Raw genomic sequence first — 24,954 nt, forward strand, 5'->3', positions numbered from 1 at the left:
TCAAAGGATCCCCATGACTGCCTTCCGTAGTTCCCCGCGCCGCTTTTCCGCCCGGGTGGGCATTGCTGCCACCGCCGCACTGCTGCCCCTGGCTCTCGCTGCCTGCACGGACAACACTGCACCCGCCGCATCCTCAAAGAACGAAGCGATCACGGTTTCCAGCACCAACAGCGGATGCCAGGTCTCCACGTCCGAGGCCCCCGGCGGCCACCTGACCTTCGCGATCAAGAACGACGGCGACAAGGTCACAGAGTTTTACCTGCTGGCCGAGGACGGGCTTCGTATCGTGGCCGAAGTAGAGAACATTGGCCCCGGCATCACCCGCAACCTGGTCGTCTCGGCCCCACCCGGACAGTACTTCACCGCCTGCAAACCGGGGATGGAAGGAGACGGCATCCGCGCCGCGTTCACTGTCACCGGCTCTGGCCAGCCTGTCGAGTCCGACGAGGACCTGAAGAAGCTCCGCGACACCGCCACCTTGCAATACACCGCCTACGTCAAGGACCAAACGGAGCAGCTCGTGGCCGGAACCAAGGCCTTCGCGGCCGCGTTCGCTGCCGGCGAGTCCGAGAAGGCCCGTGGCCTGTATGCCTCCACCCGCATGCACTGGGAACGCATCGAACCGGTCGCTGAGTCCTTCGGCGACCTCGATCCGAAACTGGACCTGCGCGAGGCAGATCTGGAACCCGGAGGGGCCTGGACCGGGTGGCACCGCGCCGAGAAGGACCTCTTCTCCCCCGCCGGCTACGCCGCGATGACCAGCGCGCAGCGCGCCACGCTGGCGAAACAGCTCGTCACGGACACCGAGGACCTTTACCAGCGCACGCGTTCGCTCACGCTGACGGCAGACAAACTGGGCAACGGCGCCAAGGAACTCCTCGACGAGGTCGCCACGGGCAAAGTGACAGGTGAAGAGGAAATCTGGTCGCACACAGACCTCTGGGACTTCCAGGCTAACGTCGACGGCGCCCGGATCGCCTTCGAAAACCTCCGACCCGTCCTCGAAAAGAAGAACCCCGCCCTCGCCAAGGAGCTGGAGACCAAGTTCGCCTCCCTGCAGGCCGAACTCGGGACCCATGCCAAGGGCAACGGGTTCGCCTATTACAACGAACTCACCCCGGCGCAAGTCCGCAAGCTCGCGGCCCTGGTGGACACCCTGGGGGAACCCCTGTCCCGGCTGACTGCGGCCGTCGTACTGTGAACACGGTATCCCGCCGCAGGCTGCTGTCCCTGGCCGGAGCCGGCGGAGTAGGCGCTGCAGCCGGGCTCGCGGCCGGCGTCCTCGGCCATGACGCCGCCAGCAGCCCCGCCGCAGACGAGTCTGCCCCAACGGTACCGTTCCACGGTCAGCGCCAGGCCGGCATTACGACGCCCGCCCAGGACCGGCTTCATATGGCGGCCTTCGACGTCGTCACGGAGGACCGGAACGAGCTGATTGGCCTGCTCAAGGAATGGACGGAGGCAGCCGCCGCCCTGACCGCGGGCCGTGAAACCGGCACCAACGGCGCAGTGAACGGCCCCTACGACGCACCTCCTGAAGACACCGGGGAAGCAATGGGCCTGGCCGCCGGACGGCTGACGCTGACCTTTGGGTTCGGCGCCTCGCTCTTCGGAAAGGCCGGCAAGGCCCGGTTCGGCCTTGACGGGCGGCGGCCCGAAGCGCTCATTGATTTGCCACATTTCCCGGGCGATAAGCTGCAGGACCAACGGACCGGCGGGGACCTGGTAGTCCAGGCCTGCTCGGACAATCCGCAGGTGGCCGTCCACGCCATCCGCAACCTGGCCCGCATCGCCTTCGGCCGGGCGCAGGTCCGCTGGTCCCAACTAGGCTTCGGACGCACGTCTTCAACCTCACGCGCGCAGCAGACGCCCCGCAACCTCTTTGGTTTCAAGGACGGAACCAGCAATGTGAAGTCCGAGGACACCGACCTCCTGGACGACCATGTCTGGGTGCCGGCGGGGGCGGATCCGGCCGCGGCCTGGATGGAGGGCGGAAGCTACCTCGTCGCCCGCAGGATCCGCATGCACATCGAAACCTGGGACCGGACGTCCCTGCGCGAGCAGGAGCAGCTGATCGGCCGGACCAAAGCCGAAGGCGCACCGCTGTCCGGCGGAGCGGAGTTCACCGCCCCGGACTTTGACGCCCAGGGCAGGGCTGGTGAACCGCTCATCGCCCCAAGCTCGCACCTTCGGCTGGCGCACCCCTCGCACAACAACGGCGTGCGGATGCTGCGCCGCGGCTACAACTACACCGACGGCTCCGACGGGCTGGGGCATTTGGACGCCGGCCTCTTCTTCATCGCCTTCGTCAAGGATCCCCGCACCCACTACGTACCCATGCAACTCGCAATGGCCCGGAATGACACCCTGGCAGTGGAGTACCTGGAACACACCGGATCAGGGCTGTTCGCCGTCCCTCCCGGGGTCCAGCCCGGCGGGTATGTTGGTGAGGGACTCTTCGTGGTCGGACGCAGTCTCTCTTCACCGGTGCGCCTGTCTGACAAGCCCTGAAGAGCTGCGGTTGCCGGCCCCCGTCTCGGATTAACGGCAGGTTCAAGCGGTCATCGCAACACATTGACGATTGAAGGATGTTGATGACCGATCATGCCGACCTTAGGATTGCGCGGCGTTAGGTAGCGATCGTTACCGCACCCCGTCCAACAATGGCTAAGCGCTACTTCGTGCGAATTGGCCCCCGGGCCGGGAGCGCTTCATGATCACAGACGCGTCATTACGTCGTCAGCCTGGGCTTGCCTCTATATTCGTTTAAGTCAAGGGGTCGACCCGCGCGGCCCGTCGACCCACTTGTCGTATTCCAGTGGCGCCCATTACCCGTTGTTTGCATGCTGATCGGCGACGGCAGCGGACGGCTGTTTCGTCCAGCCGGGCGGGTTGTCGGTGCCAGCGGTCTCATCTTCGGCGGCATCAGCGGCCGTCCTGTGGATAATGCCAGCCGCGTGGTGGACTGGCGCGTAGACCACGTAGAGGCGCATGGGTTCATCGCCGGTGTTGGTGACATTGTGCCAGGTGCCGGCAGGGACGAGGATGCACCACCCGTCCGCAACGTCCTGCTCGAAGGTCAGGTTGTTCCTGACTGGCCCCATCTGGGCCTTCCCGGTTCCGGCATCGAGGCGGAGAAACTGATCGGTCTCGGGGTGCATCTCCAGCCCGATAGAATCGCCGACGGGGATCGACATGAGGGTGACCTGTAGGTACTCCCCGGTCCAGACTACGGTTCGATAGTTGGTGTTCTCCGTGGTGGCGGCCTCCAGATCGAAGGAGTTGCCCTGGGGGCCGATATCGGTGGGTGTCATGTTGGGGACAGACCTTTCTGTGCGGTGTCGGTTGTTGTTCGGGACGGGGGCGCGGCGGGGCATATTCCCGTTCTACGCCGGCCAGAACCCGTCCGGCAAGCAATAACGCAGGACTACGCGGCGAAGGGCGCCGATAACACGAAGGCCGGGCGGCGCTATCGAACCCATAGTTGGCCACGCCACAGCGGCCGTGATACTCGCTAGGAATACGGTTCCCGACGGAGAGAACGAACTGACGGGCGCATCTCACCGTTGGTGGAGTGGACGCTGCGGTGGCTTCAGGACGCCGTTGGTCTCTGGCCGCTCATGTAGGACAACGTCCCTATAACGATGGTCAGAAGCTCCCACGCAGCGGCAGGAACCTAGGTCCAGGCCGCAAGTTTCAGCTTTCACGTCAATACTGCCGTCGTCATTGCTCATGAGGACTGCTTCGTCGAGCACCACCATCGGCCGAGAGCTGCCATAGAAAAGCAAAGTGCGGGTAGGAAGCAAGGATGAGGCGGCAGCCGGACCGCTAAAAGTTGCGGCCATGCTCTCTGAGATTGCTTTTCGTTTCGTGGGCTGGACCCATTAGATTGTGACTCCCAGGCTTATTTGGCAGGTTTTCCGCAGCGCTAAGGGGCGTTCTGAAGCGTAGTGTCCACATCGGTGTAACGGCCCTCGGTGGTGTCCGGGTAGACGGCCGCGCCGTCCCTGCCGACGTAGTGCCCCCGTGCGATGGCTGTGCGGGGCCCGTCATTGTTCTCCGTATCGTCTCGGGCCGTTCCAGCAGGGTTGTTCCGTGTGAGGGTGTCCACATCGGTATAACGGCCCTCGGTGGTGTCCGGGTAGACGGCCGCGCCGTCCCTGCCGACGTAGTGCCCCCGCGCCATGGTCGTGCGGGGCCCGTCATTGTTGCCAGTAATGTGCCGCCCACCCGGTTGTGAGCCGGGAACGGTGCGCACCGCGCATTCGGCCGGCAGGCCGGTCGGGCTCCGGTCCACGTCGTGGCGAGCCGAGGCGTAACGGTCCTGAGTTTTCATGGACGATCTCCTTCTCTGGGGCAGATTTATCTCGCAAAGTGTGCTGGCGGCAGTGTCGATGGGTCGAGCTGTACGGTCGCCTGCCCCTATCTCCGGGCGGCACCGTTGTGTTCATCGGGGATGCCGCAGTCACCGTCTCTGGCAAGGGGCGTTATAGCTTCTGGCAGCTTGCGCATAGGCCCCAGAAGGTAACTTCTGCGGCGTCGATGGCAAAGCCGTCGCTCGTTGAGGGCGTTAGACAGGGAGCGTGGCCAACAACGCAGTCGACATCCCTAACGGTATGGCAATTCGTGCAAACCAGATGGTGGTGGTTGTCTCCTGTGCGGCGTTCGTATCGAGCCGGCGATCCAGCCGGCTCGATCTTTCGCAGAAGACCGGCCCCGGCAAGGGCGGCCAAAACACCGTAGACCGCCTGCAGAGAAGTGCCCGGCAGGTCGGTTTTTACTTTCCTAAACACCGCGTCTGCGTCCGAGTGGGCCGCCCCATCCAGGGCCCGAAGAACGGTCAGTCGAGATTCTGTGACCTTGAGTCCGGCACGCCGAATGCTCGCACTCAACACCTCTGAGGACTGTTCTTTCATGGATTCAGCATAGCATTTGTTTTTAGCTATTCAAAACAAATGCTATGCGAGCTCCCACACCTACCTGTCACCCCCGACCACGGACCCTTGGACCTGTCGGGGCGCCAATCACCCAGGAAGGCCGCCCAGCTACGTCCCGCTGATGGACTCGAAGTTTGTGTCAAACGTGTGAGACAGTCGCGTCGTTTCATTTTTCAAGACGGCCGCCTGAACAAGCCCAAATTGCGGACAGTCGAACGGCCCGCGCCGGCAAGGCCTTAGCCGGCCCAGAGCAACGGGTGCGTGGCAGGACAAAACATTAGTAACGATCGTTCGCAAGACACTCCAAGTCGAGTTCGAAGAAGTGCGGAAGCACGGGGCCTCATTTGTAATGCTTCGCGTGTACTCTCCTATGTAACGTTCAGCTGGGTTTCTGATACATTTTGGGAATGCGTATCGGATACGGGCGGGTTTCAACCCATGACCAGCACCCCGAAGCCCAGCACGACGCCCTGACAGCGGCCGGCTGCGAGCAGATCTTCATTGATACGGCCTCCGGGAAACTCGCCCGCCGACCCGAACTCGACAAAGCGCTGCTCTCGGCCAACCGGGCAGGTGATCAGCTCGTCGTCACTAAACTCGACCGGCTCGGGCGGTCGCTGGAAAACCTCATCGATTTATCCAACACGCTACAGGTGCGTGGTGTTGACCTGGTGGTCCTGGACCAGGGCATCGATACGTCCACGGCCATCGGCCGGATGTTTTTCCAGATCCTCGGCTCGATCGCCGAGTTCGAACACGCCCTGATGTCCGAACGGACCCGCGACGGCCTCGCCGCTGCCCGTGCGCGGGGCCGGACCGGCGGGCAGAAACCAAAACTCGGACCCCGCCAGGTCAGGCTGGCCCGGGAAATGTATGAAGAGAAGGGCCCCGACGGGAAGCGGGCCCACACGGTTGAGCACATCGCCCAGGAGTTCGGCGTCACCCGGCCCACCATTTACCGGCACCTCGCTAAGCCATGAACGACGGGCCTTGCGCGCCACAGCCGAACGACGGCATGTCCGTGAGGCCCGGCCGTTTAGTAGGTAAGGACTTCTGACGTGGCTCTGCGCTCTTTACTCACGACTGCCGAGCGTAGCCAGATCCTGGCAATACCCACTGGAGCAGAGGACCTTGCAGCCCACTACACGCTCAGTGATGCTGATATGGCGTTGATCCGCCAGCGTCGCGGAGACACGAACAGGCTGGGCTTCGCCGCCCAGCTGGCTCTGCTGCGTCACCCAGGGATCGCGCTGGCTGAAGACACCGAGGTCCCGCCTGAACTGCTTTCTTGGCTGGCCTCCCGCTTGGTCGTCCCCGCCGATGCATGGACAGACTACGGGGAACGCGAGGAAACGCGGCAAGAACACGGAAGAGAGATCCGCGCGTATCTGGGCATGTCTGCGTTTGGCATCGCGGACTTCCGCCAGCTCGTGGAGCACGTTGGCGGCGTGGCTGCCCAAACAGACAAGGGCCTGCTCCTGGTTGAAAGCGCGAGAGACTTCCTCCAGGCAAAGAAGATCGCTCTGCCTGGCGTCAGCGTCATTGAACGGGCCTGCGCCCAGGCCCTGACCAAGGCTAACCGAAGCATTTACGCCACCCTGTGTGAACAGCTGTCCGTGGAACACTGCAAACGACTTGACGGGTTGCTTCTCCGTCGCCCGGAGAGTTCATCGACCGAAATCGGCTGGCTGCGGCAGGCACCCCTGCGCGCCAACGCACGCGCGATGAACGAGCACATCGACCGGCTCACTACCTGGCGTGCCCTTGATCTCCCGTGGCCAGCGAGCCGGCTGGTTCACCGGAACAGGCTGCTGAAGCTTGCCCGTGAGGGTGCCTCCATGACCGCGGCCGATCTGTCCAAGTTCGAACCCGCACGCCGGTACGCGACCCTCTTTGCCATGGCAGTGGAAAGCATGGCAACGGTCACCGACGAAATCATCGATCTGCACGATCGCATCATTGGCCGGCTCATCCGGACCGCGCAGAACAAACAAAACCAGCACACGCTGGCGTCCCGATCCACCGTCACAGCCATGATGCGCCTGCACTCAAGGCTCGGTGATGCCCTCTTTGAGGCCAAGGAAAACGGCGAAGACCCCTTCGCCGCGATCGAAACAGCCATCGGCTGGGAATCCCTGGCCGAGAGCATCGCCCAGGCCAAGGAAATGACCAGGCCGGCCTTCGAAGATCACCTGGCCCTCGTCAGCGCACACTTCACCACGCTGCGCCGCTACACCCCGGCGTTCCTTGCCGTCCTTGACCTCCATGCAGCCCCCGCAGCACAAGACCTCCTGGCAGCGATCAACGTCCTCCGCGCCCTGAACACCACCGGCGCCCGAAGGATCCCCGACGATGCACCGGTCTCTTTCATCAGGCCCCGATGGAAACCGCTGGTCTTCACCGACGACGGATTCCACCGGGGCTTCTACGAGTTCTGCGCCCTCACGGAACTAAAGAATGCGCTGCGCTCAGGAGACATGTGGGTCACCGGATCGCGCCAATTCCGCGACTTCGACGACTACCTTCTTGCCCGCCCCGACTACACGGTCATGAAAACCGCCGGGAAGCTGCCTCTGGTCACGACAGACGGCGGCGAACACTATCTCCAGGACCGCCTGGCCCTGCTCAGCGAACGGCTGCACCAGGTCAACAGGCTTGCGTCCCGCGACGAACTGCCCGGGGTACTAATCACGGACAAGGGCGTGAAAATCACCCCGCTCGAGACGATCGTCCCCGCGCACGCCCAACCACTGATCGACCAGGCAAGCGCCATGTTCCCGCGGATCAGGATCACCGACCTGCTGATGGAAGTTGAAACCTGGACCGGATTCACCCGCCACTTCACCAGCCTCAAATCCGGCCACCCCTCCAAGGACAAACAGCTCCTGCTCACCGCGATCCTGGCTGACGGAATCAATCTGGGACTGACCAAGATGGCCGAGTCCTGCACCGGCGTCACCTACGCCCAACTGGACCGCCACCAAGCCTCATACATACGGGACGAAACCTACAGCGCCGCGCTAGCGGAACTGGTAAACACCCAGCACGGCCACCCCTTCGCCACACAGTGGGGCGACGGGACCACCTCGTCCTCGGACGGGCAGCGCTTCCGCGCCGGCAGCAAAGCCGAATCCACCGGGCACGTGAACCCCAAATACGGCGCCGAGCCAGGCCGGCTGATCTACACGCACGTCTCGGACCAGTACTCGCCCTTCCACAGCAAACTCATCAACGTCGGGGACCGCGACGCGACCTACGTCCTGGACGGGCTGCTCTACCACGAGTCCGACCTGGCGATCCAGGAGCACTACACCGACACGGCTGGATTCACCGACCATCTCTTCGCCCTCATGCACCTGCTCGGCTACCGATTCGCACCACGGATCCGCAACATCGGCGACACCCGCCTCTACACACCCACCAACGATCCAGGACTCCCGGGCTTGGCGCCGCTGATCGGCGGAACGATCAACACGACAACGATCGCCTTGCACTGGGACGAGATCCTACGCCTTGCAACGTCCATCAAAACCGGCACCGTGACTGCGTCCCTCATGATGCGCAAACTTGGCGCCTACCCCCGCCAGAACGGACTCGCCCTCGCCCTACGGGAACTGGGCAGACTCGAACGGACGCTGTTCCTGCTGGACTGGCTCCAAGATCCCGGCCTGCGCCGCAAGGTCACCGCCGGCCTGAACAAGGGCGAGGCCCGGAACACCCTCGCCCGGGCCGTGTTCTTCAACCGGCTCGGCGAAATCCGCGACCGCTCCTTCGAGCAGCAGCGCTACCGTGCCAGCGGACTGAACCTTCTCACCGCAGCCATCGTTCTCTGGAACACGGTCTACCTTGACCGCACCGTCTCCACCCTGGCCAGCAACGGCGGTGATATTGACCCGGACCTCCTGCGGTTCCTCTCACCCCTGGGCTGGGAACACATCAACCTCACCGGCGACTACACCTGGCCGCACGCCAACCACATCAAACCCGGCAAATACAGGCCACTACGACGCCCGGCAAAACGGGACTGTGTAAATAACGGTGTATCCGGCTCGACACGCCGGGCGGTGAGCCTGGCGGGGAGGAGCCCGATATGGCCGCAACACTTGAGGCTGTGCCGAGTACCAAGACCGTTGAAAAACTGACAGACACTTCCGAGGTCGATGCCGCCCGTGAGCTGGTGAGGATGGCCAAGGAACAGGGCCTGGCGCTGACCGGCCCTGATGGGCTGCTCAAGCAGTTGACCAAGACCGTCATCGAGACCGCGCTGGATGAGGAATTAACCGAGCATCTCGGTTATGAAAGGCACGATGCGGCGGCCAAGGACACTGCCAACTCGCGCAACGGCACCCGGTCAAAGACCGTGCTGACGGAGACGACCGGCCCGGTGCAGATCGATGTTCCGCGGGACCGGGAGGGCACGTTCGAACCGAAGATCGTCGCCAAGCGCCAGCGGCGGCTGACCGGGGTCGATGAGATGGTCCTCTCGCTCTACGCCAAGGGCCTGACGACCGGGGAGATCAGCGCCCATTTCGCCGAGATCTACGGCGCCTCGGTGTCCAAGGAGACGGTCTCGCGGATCACCGACCGGGTGCTTGAAGAGATGGCCGCGTGGCAGAACCGGCCGTTGGATGAGGTCTACGCGGCGATCTTCATCGACGCCATTGTCGTCAAGGTCCGGGACGGGCAGGTCGCCAACCGCCCTGTCTATGCCGCTATTGGTGTCACTCTGGCCGGGGAGAAGGACATCCTGGGCCTGTGGGCCGGCACTGGCGGGGAGGGCGCGAAGTTCTGGATGAGCGTGCTCACCGACATCAAGAACCGCGGCGTGAAGGACAGCTTTTTCCTGGTCTGCGACGGGCTCAAGGGCCTGCCCGAGGTCGTGGCGAACGTGTGGCCGCTGACGACCGTCCAGACGTGCATCATCCACTTGATCCGCAACACCTTCCGGCTGGCCTCGAAGCAGGACTGGGATGCGCTCAAACGGGATGTGAAGCCGATCTACACAGCCGTGAACGCCACGGCGGCCCGGGCAGCGTTCGAGGAGCTGACGGAGCGCTGGGGCAGGAAATACGGGGCGATCGTGCGGCTCTGGGAAAATGCTTGGGAGGAGTTCATCCCCTTCCTGGACTACGACGTGGAAATCCGGCGCGTGATCTGCTCGACCAACGCGATCGAATCGTTGAACGCCCGGTACCGGCGGGCCGTGAAGGCACGCGGTCATTTCCCGACCGAGCAGGCTGCGCTAAAGTGCCTGTATCTGGTCACCCGATCCCTCGATCCGACCGGTGCCGGCAGGACCCGATGGACAATGCGCTGGAAGCCCGCTTTGAACGCCTTCGCCATCACTTTCAGCGACCGATTCCCGGCAGCTGAAAACTACTAAAACAAACCGCCGGATACACCGTTTATGAGATAGTCCCGGCAAAACCTTAGCGACTCTTCTATATCTGTCAAGGCGTTGTGGATTGAGCGTGGAGGGTGTTCAGGGTCCGGTAGAGATGGCGGGCGAGATAGCGTTTGAGGCAGCGACGGATCTCGCGTCGGGTCTTGCCTTCGGCGGTGCGGCGTTCAACGTACGCGCGGGTTCCGGGGTCGTGGGTCATTCTGACGATGGTGGCCTGGTGGAGTGCCCGGTTGAGGCGTCGGTCGCCGCCACGGTTGAGCCTGTGCCGGGTCGTGTTCCCGCTCGATGCCGGTATGGGGTTCACCCCGGCCAGAGCGGCGAAGGCTGCCTCGGAGCGGACCCTGCCGGGATGGGACCATGCGGTGAGCACAACTGCAGCGATAACCGGGCCGATCCCGGTCTCGTCCAGGAGGGGCGCTGCCTCGCTGGCCTGGATAAGCTCGGCTGTCCGGCTCTGGTTGTCTTCGAGCTCCGTAGTGAGGGCGAGGACCCTCTTGGCGAGACGGACGGCCTCGGCCCGAGCGGTCGCGGGGGCGAGGCTCTCGCTGCGTGCGCGCCACCGGGCGATCTCGTCGATCTGGGCGGCGTTGAGGGGCTTGCGGGCGTCGATACCGAGGTCCACCGTCCGCACGAGCGCGAGCAGGGCGTTCACGTTCGCGGTCCGCTCGACCGTCATCTGGTCCCGGGCCGCCACCAACACGCGCAAGGCCGCGCGTGTCCCATCGTCCTGACGCGGGTGACGCAGCGCTGTGACATCGGTCGACAGGGCAGCGGTGGCGATCGCCTGGGCGTCCAGCGGGTCCGACTTGCCCAGCCCGCGGCGGGACCGCGTGTTCGTTCGCGGAGCTTCGACCGTCGGATAGCCTGCCTCCGCAGTCATGCGGGCCAGCTTGGCGCCATAGGTGCCGATGCCCTCGATCGCCCACAGCGTGGAGAGGTCCCCGACGGTGCGGCGGCCCGCCCAGTCGATCGCCCGCTTCATGCCGGCGGCAGTGGCTGGGAACTGCTCGCAGGCGAGCTGCTCGCCCGTCGACGCGGACACGACGGCGAGGGTGTGGGTGCGGGCGTGGGTATCCACGCCAATGACGAATGGGTGTGCGTGCGCGACGATGGTCAAGGTGATCGGATTCCTTCCATGAGGGGCAACAGTCCGGTCGCAAAGCGGCCGACGTCGGACTGGGAAGAGATCACTCCAAGGCAGTACTGTGACGGGCCACAACCCAAGGGTTGGGCAATCCTCTGATCAAGCCATTGAGGTGGGCCAGGTCGGCGTCGGCCGCCCACCCCGGTACGGGCAAGTCGCTAGGAAGGCACGCGAAGCGCGGCCAGTCGGATATCGAGCCACCACCGGGACAGGCAACCAACACCAACCCTGCCAGCCAGTCCCAGACCAGCCACATCAAGACTCACAGTCGGATATTTCACTTTTTCACAAGCCACCCCACCCAACGCAACCGGCGGATGTGCACAGCCTCCTGAAACGGTCTTAAACCTCTGGCACTCCGGCCGCGCGGGCGGTCACGTTCCACTCGTCAATCCGGGAGCCGAGCATGTTGCTCAGTTCCCGTGCGGTTGTTGAGTGGAGGTAGTGCCGGACGCCATGAATGGTGACCTCGATGCATTCCCCCTGGTCGTCACCAGTCAGCGCAACGCCTACATGGCCGTCGGGCCAATTGTTGGGCACGTCCGGCTCGTGTGTCACGGTGACCGGTTCGCGTATCACTTTGACTTGCTGGCGTTCGGCTTTCAAACGGCTTGCTTTCCCCACGTTTCTCCTTCGTCCAAATGGTTCAGCAAGTATCCCCTGACGGCGGCCGCCGGCAGCGGCACAGTTACCCATGGTCCAGGCCTTTGCGCTGCCGTCTCCCCCGCCGTCGTGGTCGGGTTCTTTTCAGCAGGGACGACACACATTCGGTGTGCGGGGCCCCTTGACCAGGCACAGGAACCACCGGGCCGGCCGGGTTCTAAGGCGCTTGGGGGATTTGGGCTGAGGTGCTGTCCGTTCGTGCACCACACCCACTGACCGTCGCGCACGCCAGGAACGAAACCGTCAAGACTGAGCCGAAACCCCCGAGAAATCAAGGAATAACCATTGACCTCTAATGCTTCTAATAGTACTATTAGAAGTGAAAAGGACGATGAGAGGGAGCTTGAGATGAACACGGAAACGGCAGTCGTCACGGTTTACACGAAGCCGGCGTGCGTCCAGTGCAATGCCACCTATCGGGCCTTGGACAAGGCGGGCATCAGCTATGAGTCGGTGGACGTTACCGACTCCCCCGCAGCCCTGGAGTACGTCCAGGATCTCGGCTACTCCCAGGCTCCGGTCGTCATCGTCAACGAAGACGACGAGAACCACTGGTCAGGGTTCCGGCCGGACAAGATCGGCCAGCTGGCCGCCGCGCTCAAGATCCAATGCCCGTAATAGTTCCATTAGAAGTAAAAGAGGTAGTCATGACAGAAACCATGCAGCAGTACAGCCAGGGGGAAACCAACCGTCTGATCCGGGCCGCGCTGAAAGCGTCCTATCCAGGAACCGCATTCACCGTCCGCGCATCTAACGGGGCCGGCATCACTCAGACGGTCATCACCTGGGAGGTCGGCTACCGGCCGACGTCGGCCGACTTTGACGGCTACTATTCCCCCGATACCTGCGAGCTGGCGGCCGGGCCGACCGAGGCTGAGATCGACGCCTTGGCGGGCCGCTACAGCTCCTGGGAATGGACCGACGACGACGGCGTGAGGGACTATGCGCCCGAACGCCTGGTAGCCACCGAGGCCGGCCAGCTCCCACACCTGGTCCATTACGGAGCCGGCAACGTCACGGCCAATCCGAGGTATCGAAACATTGCCCTCTAACAGTTCTAATAGTACTATTAGAACTGTTAGAGGTACTACGAAAGGAGATCGAAAATGACGATCATCACCCACACCCGCGAGACGGGAACCCTCATCGAAGGCACCGCCAAGGGCGACGGCTCCAACACCATCCTCAAGGCGGCTGGCTGGCGCTGGTCCCGGAACCTGGGCACCTGGTACGTGCCGCACACGCGGGACCGCGCAGCGCGCCGGCAGCTGATCAACGACACCGCCGAGCAGCTGCGCGGAGCCGGCTTTGCTGTGGAGATCGAAATCAACGACACCGCCAGGCCTGCGGCCGCCGTCGAGCACGACAAGGCCCAGCGCGCGGGGGAGAGGGCCGAAGCTCTGGCCGCCCGCGCAGAGCGCAGGGAATCGGCAGCGGAGCACGCGCAGCAGCTGGCACGCGCGGCCGACGCGCGCCTTCCCGAGGGAGGGGAACCGATCAAGATCGGCCACCATTCCGAGAGCCGGCACCGCAACGCGATCGCCAGGGCCAACCGGGCGACCCGCCGCGCCATCGCCGCCGATCAGGAAGCCAAGCAGGCGGCCGAACAGGCGGACACGGCAGCACTGGCCACCATCCGGCGCTACAACCCCGTTACCGTCGCCAACCGCCTGGAAACCCTTGGTGCAGATCTGCGGCGAGCGGAGCGCCAGATGAACGGCCACACGCGCACCCTCTACAAGACGGGGGATACCCGCTACGTGGAGGCGTCAGGGCCGGCCCAGGGAGAGTATGCGGAGCGGCTGCAAGCACGTATCCAGGAGCTGCAGGACCAAATCAGCTACTGGGAAGGCGTCAGGGCCGAACAGGTCGCCGCCGGCATGGCCGGCAGTTACGGCCCGGAGTCGATCAACAAAGGGGACCAGGTGAAGTTCCGGGGCAGCTGGTACGAGGTCCGGCGAGTCAACCGCAAGTCAGTCACCATCCCTTCTATGGTCGGTGGCAGCTGGACCGATACGGTGCCGTACCACGAGCTGTCCGGCCACCAGCCTGCAGCGTTCTAAATTTGGCCTCTATCACTTCTAATAGTACTATTAGAAGTGATAGAGGCTATTAAGTCAGATCGTGCGAACTGTGGTGAAATGGCGCGGAAGTGCTGGACAGATTCACCCCTAAAACTACTAATAGAAGTATTGGAGGTATTCATATGAGCGCGCAGATCATCGCCGTGTGCAATCAGAAGGGCGGCGTCGGTAAGACGACCGTCACCGCGGGTCTTACCGAAGTGCTGGCCCACCGCCTGGGCAAACGGGTTCTCCTAGTGGACGTCGATCCCCAGTTCAACGCGACGAGCAACATGGGCGTCAGCGGCCCGGAGTTCACTCTGAACGACGTCCTGGCCGGGGGAGAGGGCAACGAGGTCATCCCCGGAGTCATGGCCGATGCGGCCGTGCCGGCTGGCACGGAGTGGCAGGCCGACGCTGAGAAGGGCCAGGAGTGGCCGGCGGTCCACCTGGTTGCCGCTGAGCGCGCCCTGGCGGGCCGGGAGCAGGACCAGATGATGGGCAGGGAGCACCGGCTCCGGATTGCGCTCGACGGGGCCACGGAGGCCTATGACGTCGTGCTGCTGGATTGCCCGCCGTCACTGGGCCAGCTGACGATCAACGCCCTGGTGGCCGCTCACAGTGCGCTCCTGGTAACGGAGCCGCGCGCATCATCCGTCGAAGGACTGTCCGAGATCGTCAAGACCCTGGGCAGCGTCCGTAGCCTGTTCAACCCGGGCCTGTCATTGGCCGGCATCATCGTCAACCGCGTGAGCAAGCGCAAGAGCGACCAGGCCGAATGGATCGAGAAGCTGGAAGCCGACTACGGCGCCCAGCTGCTGCCGCCATACCTGCCCGAGCGGGAGGCTTTCGCCAAGGCAAACTCGGCCGCCGTGCCGCTGCGCAACTACGGCCCGAACGGCCGCGAGCTGCTGGACCGCTTGGAAGAGATCGCACGCACCATCACGAAGGAGGAATAGAACCATGGCAGAGAACCGACGACGGGGGAGTGCCCCGGACAAGGAAGCCCTGGCAGCTCTAGGAACCGCCGGCACGTCGCGGCTGCGCAAGGCGGCCACCAGTGACGTCGTGACCGAGCTGGCCGGACAGCCAGTCGCCGCCCCGGCCCCGGCCCCTGTTGAGCCAGCCAAGGCGGACCGGCCGGCGAAAGCCACCCCGAAGAAGACCAGCTTCTATCAGCTGGAAGAGGACGCTGACCGGATGCGCGCCGCGTATCTGAACACGCAGCTGCACACCCGCTACCGCTCCCTAAGCGAGTTCATTAACGCCGCCATTGACGAGAAAGTCAGTGCCTTGGAGAAGACTTACAACAGCGGCCAGGCATGGCCGCCTCTGGCCGCCCGCGAGATCCCACAGGGAAAGCCCCTCGGCAGCTGACGCCGACCACCGAGAGAGGAACGCACCATGGACGAGGAAACCCCCGAAGTAATCCGCGCGGCGGATGACGCCTACGAGGCAATCCGTTCAATCAACCACCTGACAATCACTCAGGTGCACGCCGCCCCCACCGTCTACAGCGTCCTGGGTAACCTCAAGGGAGTGGGGCACTTGCTGCCCCAGGCGTGCACTCAGCTGGCCAGGTCTCTTGGCCGCTCCCTGGACGAATACGATGTGTACGAGGACGACGGCCGCGACCCTGTTGCCTCCGTGGCCACTGCCACGGACCATCTGACCAGGGCGGCGCAGTTGGCTGCGGAACTTGGGGTCGAACTGGAGAAGGCGCAGAGCGCTATTTCCCGCCAGGGCTACCGCGAGATGCCAGCTTCCTAACAGCGGGTGAGTTAAGCGTTCAGTCGGCTAAGTCCTGTCCGAGGCCAAGGTATGTGCGCACGGTCGCTTGATGCCCGCTGCCAGGACGGTAGAACACCCTTTTGTGCGACTGCGCTATCTGGCCATGATTTATCGCCAAGACTTCCTCTCGGTCCGTAGGATCAACCGAGAAGTCTGGATCTTCGGCGCCCCTGGGATAGGCGAAGGCCGCAAAGTGCATGCTCAGGGGCATGATGAGAGCTTTTGCCTCGAACAGTGGCGGGCGGCGCCTCGGGTTCATTCCGCGGGCGATACCTACGGCGGGGCAGTCGCCCAGGAGATATTCGGTTCCTGACAATGCCGGCCTGATGGACAGACTGTAATTAGACAGTTGTTGGCGGGTGCGCGCGAAGGCAGACTCAACAAATTCCTGGAAAGGGAGACCCATAGCTTCCTGGTTTTGAATCGGTTCCAGCACGGCTTCCGACATGCTGTCGAGCATCGAAGGGGCTAATTCGAGATTGAGCATTGGGTATCGGAGGGTGGCCAGCTTGAGCTGCATCTCACGGTTTGCTCTGGTCTGACGTTCCATCGTTTCGTAGGAATCGCGATGGATACGTTTCGTTTCCAGGCTTCGGGCGAAGTGCAGCGCGATAAAGTCCGTTACAGCAAGCTTGTGTGGCTCGACGTCTTCTGGCCTTCCATTGACCAGGATGCTACTGACATCACCCATGGGGCCCTCAACTTCTTGCCAGAGCTTCTCCATCCACTCGCCCTTGTGCTTGAACATGTGCCATTCGAATCCCATGGACTTCGAAGGCTTTGGATCAATTATCCGGCCGTCGACGACCTCAATCTGGCAGATCCCTTCATCGCCGTTGGCCACACCGGAGAACTGTTTCAGGAGAACCTGCGAGACATAGTGTTGCCTTTTGGGTGCGGGCCTACCGGGTTTGCTCTTTATGCTTCTGATTGTCACAAGCTCCCTATCGGCCTATGGCACCGAAATTTCGTCATAACCCTTGCCTGTGTGGACGCGGCAGTCGTCTGCACGGAATATTCGAAGTCCTCTGCACTGAGCAGTAGGACGACGTGCAGTGGTGTGGCTCAGGATTGCGACCGAAGCCGCAGTGCGACCCACAGGCCGCACCTTCGGCAAATATAGGCGGGTTCGGTACCGAGGGCATGTAGTTTCTTGCGCTGCATTGTCCGCCCGCAGCAGGAACACTGGCTGTGCGTGTCAGAGGCCATGATTCGTGAGGGCTTTCATCACTTGCTCGACCGTGGGCACACCCGCATAACCGCCGGGCGTGCGGTAGATCCGGCATGCGAGATCACTGCTTGGCGCTCCGTCGGGGAATATGTCGGCACCGTCTGCCGTGATCGTTGGCGACCCGGCAAACCCGGTCCCGACCGTATCTTCTGGAGACCTAATGTGAAGCATATGGACGGGAATGTCTTCGTGCCCCAGGGCGGCCAATGCGGCTTCCACCTGCTCGAGCGCTTTTGCCGTGTTGGGGCAGTCCTCGATGTGGAGCAGTTCTATCCTCATATGGTCATTATCCCGTCCGGTTCCACCGCCCTACTTGCGGCGTCGGTTAGTTTCTGTGGGCTTAGCTGCGTCGTGGTGGCGGAAAGACTGACAACTTTCGGTTCATGACTAGGCCCACAGCCCTCGCCGCAGTCACAGCCTGCGCTGTTCATGCCGGCCTGGTGTTCGCCGCGTCGGCGCCGTAGGTAGAGGAAGGTGATGCCGGCGGCTGCCGCGAGGGCAACGGCAGCGGCGGGCCACCAGCCTGCCACCAATGCACCCAGCCCGGCCAAGGCGCCGCCGGCAGCAAGAAGCGGCAGTGAACAAGCGAGCATGCAGCCGATGACAGCAAGTGTCCCGGTGAGCATGGCGGTCTTGCCCGTGGCTTTGGACGGTTTCTGTTGCTGCGTGGTTGTCACGGGAGTCCTCGTCTGTTGGGGTTTAGGTGTCGGTGGTTGGTCCCGGCCGAGGTCCGTCACGCTGCCGCCCCGAAAACCGTGCGGAGGGCATCCTGGGCATGGGCCGGGGCCCGGACTTCCAGGCGTAGCCCGCCAGCGTTCACCGCGATGGTGAAGTCGAAGAATGAGCAGCACTCGTATTCCTCGGCGGCGAGCCGGGCAAGGCCGGCCGCCAGCTCGGGGTTGTGGGCAAAGTCCAGGGAAATACCGTTATCGAGGGCGGTCCGGCCGGCGGCGTCTGCAACCAGGGCGGTCCATTCGTCCAGCCGGGCCGGAAGGGCGTTCCGTTCAAGCGTGCACGAAACACCAAGGCTTTCCACTGCTGCCGACAGGAGCGGGAACAGCGAAGCGCCCGCAGGCGGCGCTGGCCGGGGTGTCTGGTCAATGCCTACGCAGGCGCAGGCATCGGTGCACGCACCTTCCTGGGGCTTTCCCGAGAGTCGTGCGCGGGCCTGTTCGAGCTGGTCGGCCAAGCCGGTCAGGTCGGCGATGCGTTCCCGTGTCTCCTGCAGCCGGGTGGCGACGATTCCGCTCAGGCGGTGCTGGACGGTCCCGCATTCATCGCTTTCCCAGGCGGCGACGAGATCGCGCACGTCCTCGAGGCTGATGTCCAGCCTCTTCGCCCGGGTGATGACTGCCAGGCGTTCCAGGTCTCGTTCGTCGTAGTTCCGGTAACCGTTGGCTGACCGGACAGCCGGGCCAATCAGCCCGATGTCCTCGTAGTAGCGCAGGGTTGTCGCCGGCACTCCAGTGCGTTCGGCAACCTCCGAAATCCGCAGGGTCGTCATACCCCCACGGTAAACCTTCAACCCCGCTCGAAGGTCAAGTCAGCTTGTTGGGCCTGTTGCTGGAATGGGCGCCGGGTGCGGTTTAGGCGAGCTGTCGGCGGGGTTCCGCGCGGACGATCAGAGGTAGGAACCGGACATAGAGGACCATGCCTATCAGCTCGACGAGAGTCTGGGTCACCACAACCAGCGCGGCAAGGGCCAGCGGCTCGGGCAGCGCCAGGGCTAGCGGGAGCACGACCAGGGAATTGCGGGTCGCGCCGCTGAAGACGACGGCGCGGGTGGCTGCGACATCGAGACCGGCGGGCTTGGCCGCGAGCAGGCCCAGCGGGACCATCACGAGCAGGAACGCCGTATAGATCGGAACCACCGTCAGCAGCGAGCCCAGTTCCTGGCCGACTCCCACGATCTGCGAGCCGACGACCACGGCCAGCGTGGCCATCATCAACGGAACCATCAGTGCCTGCATCACCGCCATGACCGCCCGGCCCAAGGTCGCCCTGCGGGCCAGCGCCTGCGTCAGCGCTGCCGCGGCCAGGGGGACGATGATCAAAACCACCAGCGCCTCAACAAACGGGGCAGGGTCAATGGCCGAAACCAGTTCGGGGCCGACGAAGACAAACAGGTAGACGGGGAGGAGGAGCATCTGGGCCAGCATCAGTACCGGAGCGGCGGCCAAAAGCCGGTCGCTTGATCCGTCGGCCAACCCGGTAAATACGATGACGTAATCGATGCATGGCGTCAGGAGCACGAGCAGGACCCCGACCAGCAGGGCCTGGTCCCCGGCGATGAACCGGGACAGGCCAAACACCACCACAGGAACGACCACGAAGTTCAGAACCAGCACCGTTGCCAGGAACCGCAGATCCCTGGCGGCCTTGCGGATGGATGCAAAGGGAATGCCCAGAAAAGTCGCATACAGCAGCAGCCCGAGGACCGGGTTGATCGAATGTTCCAGCGCCCCGGCAGAGCCCGGCGCCAGGAATCCCACAGCACCGCCGGCCAGGATCGCGATAAGGTACAGGCCGATCTGGTGGCGTTCCATCCAGGCAATGAGGTTCCGGGTGTTCACCGTGTCCATGCTAGGCGACGCGATCCAGCGCCCATGATCCGGACCGGTACTGGGCCTTCAGGGGCGTCGCGGACGTTTTCGGCGGCCAAGTCTCATCTGCGGATGGGAACTTCCGCGACACCTGAACCCGATGCCCGAGCCGTCTCAGTTCCTAGGAAGTGGAACGCCCGGGACCGGTCCATCCAGAAATAGCGACACGCTACCAGATGTAATTCTCCGCGGTATTTGGCGTGTATTTTGCGGCGGTATTTGGCGCGGTCAGGTGCCGATGAGCAGGGTTTCGCGGGCTGCTTCGACGACTTCTTTGGTGATGCTGTCGAGCCGGTTGATGTCGCGGATGCGCGTGATTTGGGTGAAGAGGCGCTGGACGAGGCGGAAGTTGCCGTTGGTGATGCGGGCAACGGCGGCGATGGCTTCGGCGTCGGTGAAGTCCTGGGGGTCGATGGTCAGGCCCAGTTCCTGCCAGCGGTTTGTCAGGACGAAGGTGAGTTCCTCGGTGCTGAGGGTCCGGTAATGGTGGGCGAAGCCGATGCGGCTGTAGAGCTGGGGGTAGCGGGCTAGGCGCTTTTCGATGCCGGGCATGCCGATAAGGATGACGCCCATGGTGTGGCGGTCGTAGTAGTCCCGGACTTGCTCGAGCGCTGGAGGTTTGAGCCGGTCGGCCTCGTCGATGATGAGGAGTTCCGTCAGGCCGGAGGCCCGGGAGTCGCGGTGCTCGAAGACGTCGATGTTGCCTTCCCGGGCGTATTCGGCTGCCCAGGAGATTCTTTGGCAGATCCGGGGCAGTTGCCGGTCGATCTCTCGGGGGCTGATGGTCACGGTGGGGGTCCAGAATGCTGTTCTGGCTTCGAGCACGCGGGCAGGGACGGGCTCGGTGTTGGTTTGGCCGGTCCGTTGCCATTGTTCCCATTCGGTCGCACCGGCGTAGGCGCGTGCGGAGAGGGTTTTACCGACGCCGGGCGGGCCGTAGCAGACGCCGATGTGGCGGTTGGTGCGCACCGCGGTGGCGAACTCCGTGAAGCGCCGGTGCTCCTTGGTGATGAGAAATGGCGGCGTGTCGGGGGGGACCGGTGGAGGGGCGGCGGAAATCTCGCCGAGATTGTTGAAGAGGAAGCGGCGGCCGTCGTCATTCTCGTCCTTGGCGGGCATGGGTGTTCCTCTCTTGGGTCAGTCTTCGGCGTAGATGCGAAGCTGATGCTGCTTTTCGTCCATACGTTGCTGGCCGGCCCTTGCCGGTTCGAGGGGTGCCGGCGGCGCGTAGCGGTCGTCGGTGGGGAGGGCATCGGCGAGGCTGAGTTTGGTACGCAGCTGTTTCTTCAGTTCGTTCCGGCGTGCTGATCTGGCCGCCTTGAGCTGCTTGAAGGTGATGGTTCCGGCGGCGAGTTCCGGGGTGATGGCACGGCAGAGGAAGGTGTCCTGGTGCCAGACGCGGATCTCGGCCATGTCCCGGGGGTCGTAGCGGATGGTGACGGCTTCGCCGACAAAGGCGGAAAGTGTGAGGTCCAGGTAGCGCAGGCCGTTGAAGTGGACGCCGTCGCGGTGGACGGTGCGCTGGTGTGCAACGGTCAGGAGCAGGAGGTCCAGGTCCTCGGACCGGGCAGGCATTCTGGGGAGCCAGCCGCCGGCCTGCCAGCGTGCTGTGGGGATCTCTCCGGTTTCGGAGTGCGTGCGGTGGTTGTATTCGTCAACGATGAACTGCTCGAGCGCGGTGTCGAGCTGTTCGAGGGTCATCGTCGGTGCAGTCACCGGGGTCCCGCGGGTGCCGTGCGGGATGTAACCGGGCAGATGCGGCAGGAGTTCGTCGGTGAGGGTGCGGTAGAACCGCTCGATCTTCCCGCGGCCCTGCGGCACGCCGGGGATGGAATGGATGAGCCGGATGTGGGTGTCGAGGCAGACCCGTTCAAGGTGCGTGCTGGTGAAGTCTGCGCCGTGATCGCTGTACAGGAGATCGGGCAGACCCATGACGGGCCAGGCCGGATGTTTCTTGCGCTGCACGGCCTGGTGAAGGGCCAGTGCCGTCTGGAGCGCGGTCGGCGCACCAGTGAAGACGGTGTAGCCGGCGATGGCGCGGGAGTAGTCATCGAGTACGACGGTCAGCCACGGGCGTGCGCGGGCCCCGGCGGCGTCGACGATCTCGATGTCCAGCTCGGTGTGGTCGCACTGCCACTGCTCGTTCGCGCGGCTAGCTGTGCGCCGGTAGACCAGCTCGAACCGGTCCCGGTACGCGGCGTCGCCCTCGAGCGCGATCGTTCGCAGCCCCGGATCGATGGCGGCAACGACCGACCGAACCGTCGAGTAGCCGGGGGCGGGAATTCCGCGATCGAGCGCCACGTCACAGATCCGCCGGTGGATGAACGCGATGGTCGGCGCCGGCCGTCGGAGCGCGAGGCCTTCGATCGCACCCACGATTTCGGGCGGCAGCGAATGGCTGCCGCGGTCCGAGCGTGGCCGGCGGCCCAGGGCCGCAACTGAGCCGCCGGCGCGGAATCCCGCCGTCCACCGTTGCAGCGTGCGGAGAGGGATGCCGGCCTGACCGGAGATCCTGGCGAGGGGAACACCGTCATCGAGGTGCGGCCGGAGCAGAGCCGCACGTTCTTCGGCCGACAGCCGATGCTTCATGACCGGCGTTCTTCAGCCGCCTGCCGGTGGCGGTAGAGCGTCGCACGGCTCCACCCGACGAGTCTCGCCGCGTCCTCAGCGGAGCGGCCCTTCGCGCGTGCGTCCGAGGCGATCGCGAGCTTGTCGGCGATAACGAGCGGGTCCGACAACGGCCGGCCGAAACGGGTTCCGCCCTGTCTCGCCGCGGCGATGCCCGCGTTGACGCGTTCGACAATCAACTCCCGCTCGTACTCAGCCAAGGTCGCAAGCATGTTCAGCATCAGGCGGCCCGACGTTGTTGTGGGATCAATCCCGTCCGAAATGGACCTCAAGTTCACGCCACGTTCCCGCAGCAGGTTCACCGTGTTCAACACATCGATCAGGGACCGGCCGAGCCGGTCCACCCGCCATACGACGACGGTGTCTCCCGGTTCCACATACGCGAGGAGCTTTTTCATCCCGGGCCGCTCAATCGCTGCCTTGCTTCCGGAGGTGACGTCGGCGAACACGTCCCGCCTCTGCACTCCGGCGTCGACTAATGCATCGAGCTGCAACTTCGCGTCCTGGCCTGACGTGCTCACACGCGTATACCCGAGATGTCTCACCCGGCCATTGTGCCTCAGAAACCCCCGGCCGGCACCCGCCTGAGACGATTCACGGTGAGACATCTTTCCAAGACACGGGGCGGCCCGGCAGGACGCCGATTCCTTCGACCCTCCACAACACGACGCCCGTGTCTCGAAAATCTTTTGCTTTTCGAGACATTGCCGAGTCATCATTCGTGCCTGATTCGACGTTGCTTCGACGAACAAAAGTCGAGTTGAGTTGATCACAGAGCGAAGCGCCGTGCATGAGGCCGCGGGTCCGACGCCGGACGGGCTTGGCGAGTTCAGCTAGGTGGCGGACCCGCCCGCCGGTGTCCCGATGCCGCCACCCACACCCCGACGCCCACTTCTACGGCACCACCGAACTGCCCAACGTGATGGGGAAGGCCGCCCGGAACTATCCAGGACAAGCTCCGCAAGGAATAAGGCCTCAAGCGGCTAAAGGTACCCGACCCGTTCAGGCGGGTCGGTTGCCTGGCTGACTGGCACTGGCAAGGCAACGGGCGATCTCGGGAAGTTCATTAGTGGTCGTCCATTGACAACCGTTGGTTCCACGCCGTTATATGTAACATGCAACTGTGACGCGTCCATCTCGCCCTACGCGATGTGGCAACATCGACCAACCGGCCCGACCACAATGGAGTGAAAACATGGGTGAACAATCGACAGAACCGGCCGAAGCCGGCTTCTGGTTCAATAACCTCAACAAGAAACAGAAAAGGACTTTCTGGGGTTGTTTCGGTGGGTGGACACTGGACGCCTTCGATGTGCAAATCTATAGCCTTGTCATTCCTGGTCTTCTTGCCGTGGGTTTCATCGCAAATAAGGCGGAGGCAGGCCTGATCGCCACCGTCGCTTTGTTGAGTTCTGCGATCGGTGGTTGGCTTGCAGGAATGCTCTCCGACCGCATCGGGCGCGTCAAAACTCTGATGTATACGATTGCTTGGTTTTCCGTGTTCACCGCGCTTTCAGGGTTCGCGCAGAATGCTGATCAGCTGATGCTCGCGCGCGGTCTCATGGGCTTCGGTTTCGGCGGAGAGTGGGCGGCCGGGGCCGTGCTTATCGGCGAAACGGTGCAGGCGAGATATCGTGGTCGCGCAGTTGGATCTGTTCAATCCGGCTGGGCCATCGGATGGGCCGCCGCTGTCGCCGGTTACCTCGCCGTATCCACACTCGCTCCGCCCGAATGGTCATGGAGGATCCTGTTCTTCATTGGCCTGATGCCTGCCCTGCTGGTCTTCTTTATACGTCGTAACATCGAAGAACCCGAGCTTGTCAAAGCCGTGCATCTTGATCCGAAAAGCAAACGAATTTCGGGGTTCGCAATTTTCTCGCCACGCTATCTGAAGTCCACAATGCTGTGTTCCCTGCTCGCCGTGGGCGCGCAGGGCGGCTACTACTCGCTGACTACCTGGCTCCCGCAGTTTCTTTCGGAAGCGAGAGGCCTTGCGCTTTTCGCTATCGGCGGCACGCTGTTCATCATTATCGCCGGTGCCTTCTGTGGCTACCTCTTCGGTGCATGGTTTACGGACCGTGTTGGGCGGCGCAAGGCGCTGATGTGGTGTGCGCTTGGCGCGATCGTCATGGTGCTTCCGTTCACCCTGCTCGACATCCCAACGCCGCTGTTCACCCTACTGTGCTTCCCGCTCGGCTTCTTTTCATCTGCGTATTTCAGCGGTATTGGCGCCTTCTTCAGCGAGCAATTTCCGACGGAGCTGCGTGGGTCCGGCCAGGGATTCAGCTACAACTTTGGCCGAGGAGTTGGGGCGCTCTTCCCATTTTTGGTTGGCTGGTTTGCTTCGTCGATCTCGATCAGCGTGGCCATCGCAGTATTCGCTGCAATTGCCTACAGCACGATGGCGGTAGCCGCGTTCTTATTGCCCGAAACCAAAGGAACGGAACTGCGTAGCGCCACTGTCAATTCTTCCAAAGGCAGCTAGCACTC

24 protein-coding genes and 1 pseudogene are annotated in these 24,954 nt (G+C 63.4%); 12 read left to right on the forward strand and 13 right to left on the reverse strand.

Annotated elements, in window-relative coordinates; all coding sequences use genetic code 11:
- Positions 1-13: 13 nt before the first annotated feature.
- Both efeO and efeB read left to right on the forward strand, forming a co-directional pair.
- The gene (gene efeO, locus AC1MFL_RS21195) at positions 14-1,201 is read left to right on the forward strand and encodes an iron uptake system protein EfeO (protein ID WP_479815986.1); all 1,188 of its coding nucleotides are present in this window, start codon (positions 14-16) and stop codon (positions 1,199-1,201) included.
- The gene (efeB, locus tag AC1MFL_RS21200; RefSeq protein ID WP_479815988.1) at positions 1,198-2,511 is read left to right on the forward strand and encodes an iron uptake transporter deferrochelatase/peroxidase subunit; all 1,314 of its coding nucleotides are present in this window, start codon (positions 1,198-1,200) and stop codon (positions 2,509-2,511) included. The genes efeO and efeB overlap by 4 nt, the downstream gene beginning before the upstream one ends.
- A 317-nt stretch (positions 2,512-2,828) precedes the next feature.
- On the opposite strand, the gene AC1MFL_RS21205 is transcribed toward efeB, so the two are convergent.
- The 3 genes from AC1MFL_RS21205 to AC1MFL_RS21215 all read right to left on the reverse strand — a co-directional run bounded on the left by AC1MFL_RS21205 (position 2,829) and on the right by AC1MFL_RS21215 (position 4,916).
- Positions 2,829-3,314: a cupin domain-containing protein gene (locus tag AC1MFL_RS21205; protein WP_479815990.1), complete on the reverse strand. Its 486-nt coding sequence runs from the start codon at positions 3,312-3,314 to the stop codon at positions 2,829-2,831.
- Between the two features lie 614 nt (positions 3,315-3,928).
- The gene (locus AC1MFL_RS21210; protein ID WP_479815991.1) at positions 3,929-4,336 is read right to left on the reverse strand and encodes a hypothetical protein; all 408 of its coding nucleotides are present in this window, start codon (positions 4,334-4,336) and stop codon (positions 3,929-3,931) included.
- 151 nt (positions 4,337-4,487) lie between these two features.
- Entirely contained in the window at positions 4,488-4,916 is a 429-nt protein-coding gene (locus AC1MFL_RS21215; RefSeq protein WP_479815993.1) for a Fur family transcriptional regulator, read from the reverse strand.
- Positions 4,917-5,344: 428 nt separating this feature from the next.
- On the opposite strand from AC1MFL_RS21215, the gene AC1MFL_RS21220 reads away from it, so the two are divergent.
- The 3 genes and pseudogenes from AC1MFL_RS21220 (at position 5,345) to AC1MFL_RS21230 (ending at position 10,320) form a co-directional block, all read left to right on the forward strand.
- The gene (locus AC1MFL_RS21220; protein WP_479815995.1) at positions 5,345-5,917 is read left to right on the forward strand and encodes a recombinase family protein; all 573 of its coding nucleotides are present in this window, start codon (positions 5,345-5,347) and stop codon (positions 5,915-5,917) included.
- Between the two features lie 78 nt (positions 5,918-5,995).
- Positions 5,996-8,953: pseudogene (locus tag AC1MFL_RS21225) on the forward strand (Tn3 family transposase); the annotation flags it as partial.
- A gap of 74 nt (positions 8,954-9,027) precedes the next feature.
- A complete protein-coding gene (locus AC1MFL_RS21230) occupies positions 9,028-10,320 on the forward strand; it encodes an IS256 family transposase (protein WP_024366175.1) in 1,293 nt (430 codons plus the stop codon).
- A 67-nt stretch (positions 10,321-10,387) separates the two neighbouring features.
- On the opposite strand, the gene AC1MFL_RS21235 is transcribed toward AC1MFL_RS21230, so the two are convergent.
- The gene (locus AC1MFL_RS21235; protein ID WP_479812340.1) at positions 10,388-11,458 is read right to left on the reverse strand and encodes an IS110 family RNA-guided transposase; all 1,071 of its coding nucleotides are present in this window, start codon (positions 11,456-11,458) and stop codon (positions 10,388-10,390) included.
- A 369-nt stretch (positions 11,459-11,827) separates the two neighbouring features.
- Positions 11,828-12,109 (reverse strand): hypothetical protein, encoded by a 282-nt coding sequence (locus tag AC1MFL_RS21240; protein WP_479815997.1) that lies wholly within the window; start codon positions 12,107-12,109, stop codon positions 11,828-11,830.
- A gap of 387 nt (positions 12,110-12,496) precedes the next feature.
- Between AC1MFL_RS21240 and nrdH the strand changes: the two genes are divergently transcribed.
- The 6 genes from nrdH (at position 12,497) to AC1MFL_RS21270 (ending at position 15,981) form a co-directional block, all read left to right on the forward strand.
- Complete coding sequence (nrdH, locus tag AC1MFL_RS21245) at positions 12,497-12,766, forward strand: glutaredoxin-like protein NrdH (protein ID WP_479815999.1); 270 nt, start codon at positions 12,497-12,499, stop codon at positions 12,764-12,766.
- Positions 12,767-12,795: 29 nt separating this feature from the next.
- Complete coding sequence (locus AC1MFL_RS21250) at positions 12,796-13,200, forward strand: hypothetical protein (protein ID WP_479816001.1); 405 nt, start codon at positions 12,796-12,798, stop codon at positions 13,198-13,200.
- A 54-nt stretch (positions 13,201-13,254) separates the two neighbouring features.
- A complete protein-coding gene (locus AC1MFL_RS21255) occupies positions 13,255-14,211 on the forward strand; it encodes a DUF3560 domain-containing protein (RefSeq protein ID WP_479816002.1) in 957 nt (318 codons plus the stop codon).
- 143 nt (positions 14,212-14,354) lie between these two features.
- A complete protein-coding gene (locus AC1MFL_RS21260) occupies positions 14,355-15,170 on the forward strand; it encodes a ParA family protein (RefSeq protein WP_479816004.1) in 816 nt (271 codons plus the stop codon).
- Positions 15,171-15,174: 4 nt separating this feature from the next.
- Positions 15,175-15,588, forward strand: a complete 414-nt coding sequence (locus AC1MFL_RS21265; protein ID WP_479816006.1) for a hypothetical protein — start codon at positions 15,175-15,177, stop codon at positions 15,586-15,588.
- Between the two features lie 27 nt (positions 15,589-15,615).
- Positions 15,616-15,981, forward strand: coding sequence for a hypothetical protein (locus AC1MFL_RS21270; RefSeq protein ID WP_479816008.1), 366 nt, complete (start codon positions 15,616-15,618; stop codon positions 15,979-15,981).
- Between the two features lie 19 nt (positions 15,982-16,000).
- Here AC1MFL_RS21270 and AC1MFL_RS21275 read toward each other — a convergent pair whose 3' ends face one another.
- From AC1MFL_RS21275 to AC1MFL_RS21310, 8 genes are all read right to left on the reverse strand, one after another.
- Positions 16,001-16,939: a DUF4238 domain-containing protein gene (locus tag AC1MFL_RS21275; protein ID WP_479816010.1), complete on the reverse strand. Its 939-nt coding sequence runs from the start codon at positions 16,937-16,939 to the stop codon at positions 16,001-16,003.
- Between the two features lie 261 nt (positions 16,940-17,200).
- The gene (locus AC1MFL_RS21280; RefSeq protein WP_479816012.1) at positions 17,201-17,512 is read right to left on the reverse strand and encodes a thioredoxin family protein; all 312 of its coding nucleotides are present in this window, start codon (positions 17,510-17,512) and stop codon (positions 17,201-17,203) included.
- Positions 17,509-17,910: a hypothetical protein gene (locus tag AC1MFL_RS21285; RefSeq protein ID WP_479816014.1), complete on the reverse strand. Its 402-nt coding sequence runs from the start codon at positions 17,908-17,910 to the stop codon at positions 17,509-17,511. The genes AC1MFL_RS21280 and AC1MFL_RS21285 overlap by 4 nt, the downstream gene beginning before the upstream one ends.
- Positions 17,911-17,966: 56 nt before the next feature.
- Positions 17,967-18,737 carry a MerR family transcriptional regulator gene (locus AC1MFL_RS21290; protein WP_479816015.1) on the reverse strand — a complete coding sequence of 257 codons (771 nt, stop codon included), beginning with the start codon at positions 18,735-18,737 and terminating at the stop codon, positions 17,967-17,969.
- Positions 18,738-18,819: 82 nt separating this feature from the next.
- The gene (locus AC1MFL_RS21295) at positions 18,820-19,815 is read right to left on the reverse strand and encodes an arsenic resistance protein (RefSeq protein WP_479816017.1); all 996 of its coding nucleotides are present in this window, start codon (positions 19,813-19,815) and stop codon (positions 18,820-18,822) included.
- A 249-nt stretch (positions 19,816-20,064) separates the two neighbouring features.
- Positions 20,065-20,955: an AAA family ATPase gene (locus tag AC1MFL_RS21300; protein WP_479816018.1), complete on the reverse strand. Its 891-nt coding sequence runs from the start codon at positions 20,953-20,955 to the stop codon at positions 20,065-20,067.
- A gap of 18 nt (positions 20,956-20,973) precedes the next feature.
- A complete protein-coding gene (locus tag AC1MFL_RS21305; RefSeq protein ID WP_479816019.1) occupies positions 20,974-22,425 on the reverse strand; it encodes a transposase in 1,452 nt (483 codons plus the stop codon).
- Positions 22,422-23,009 (reverse strand): recombinase family protein, encoded by a 588-nt coding sequence (locus AC1MFL_RS21310; RefSeq protein WP_479816020.1) that lies wholly within the window; start codon positions 23,007-23,009, stop codon positions 22,422-22,424. The genes AC1MFL_RS21305 and AC1MFL_RS21310 overlap by 4 nt, the downstream gene beginning before the upstream one ends.
- A 650-nt stretch (positions 23,010-23,659) precedes the next feature.
- On the opposite strand from AC1MFL_RS21310, the gene AC1MFL_RS21315 reads away from it, so the two are divergent.
- Positions 23,660-24,949 carry an MFS transporter gene (locus AC1MFL_RS21315; RefSeq protein WP_479816021.1) on the forward strand — a complete coding sequence of 430 codons (1,290 nt, stop codon included), beginning with the start codon at positions 23,660-23,662 and terminating at the stop codon, positions 24,947-24,949.
- Positions 24,950-24,954 lie beyond the last annotated feature (5 nt).

This window comes from Arthrobacter sp. BG3 (genome assembly GCF_056680185.1).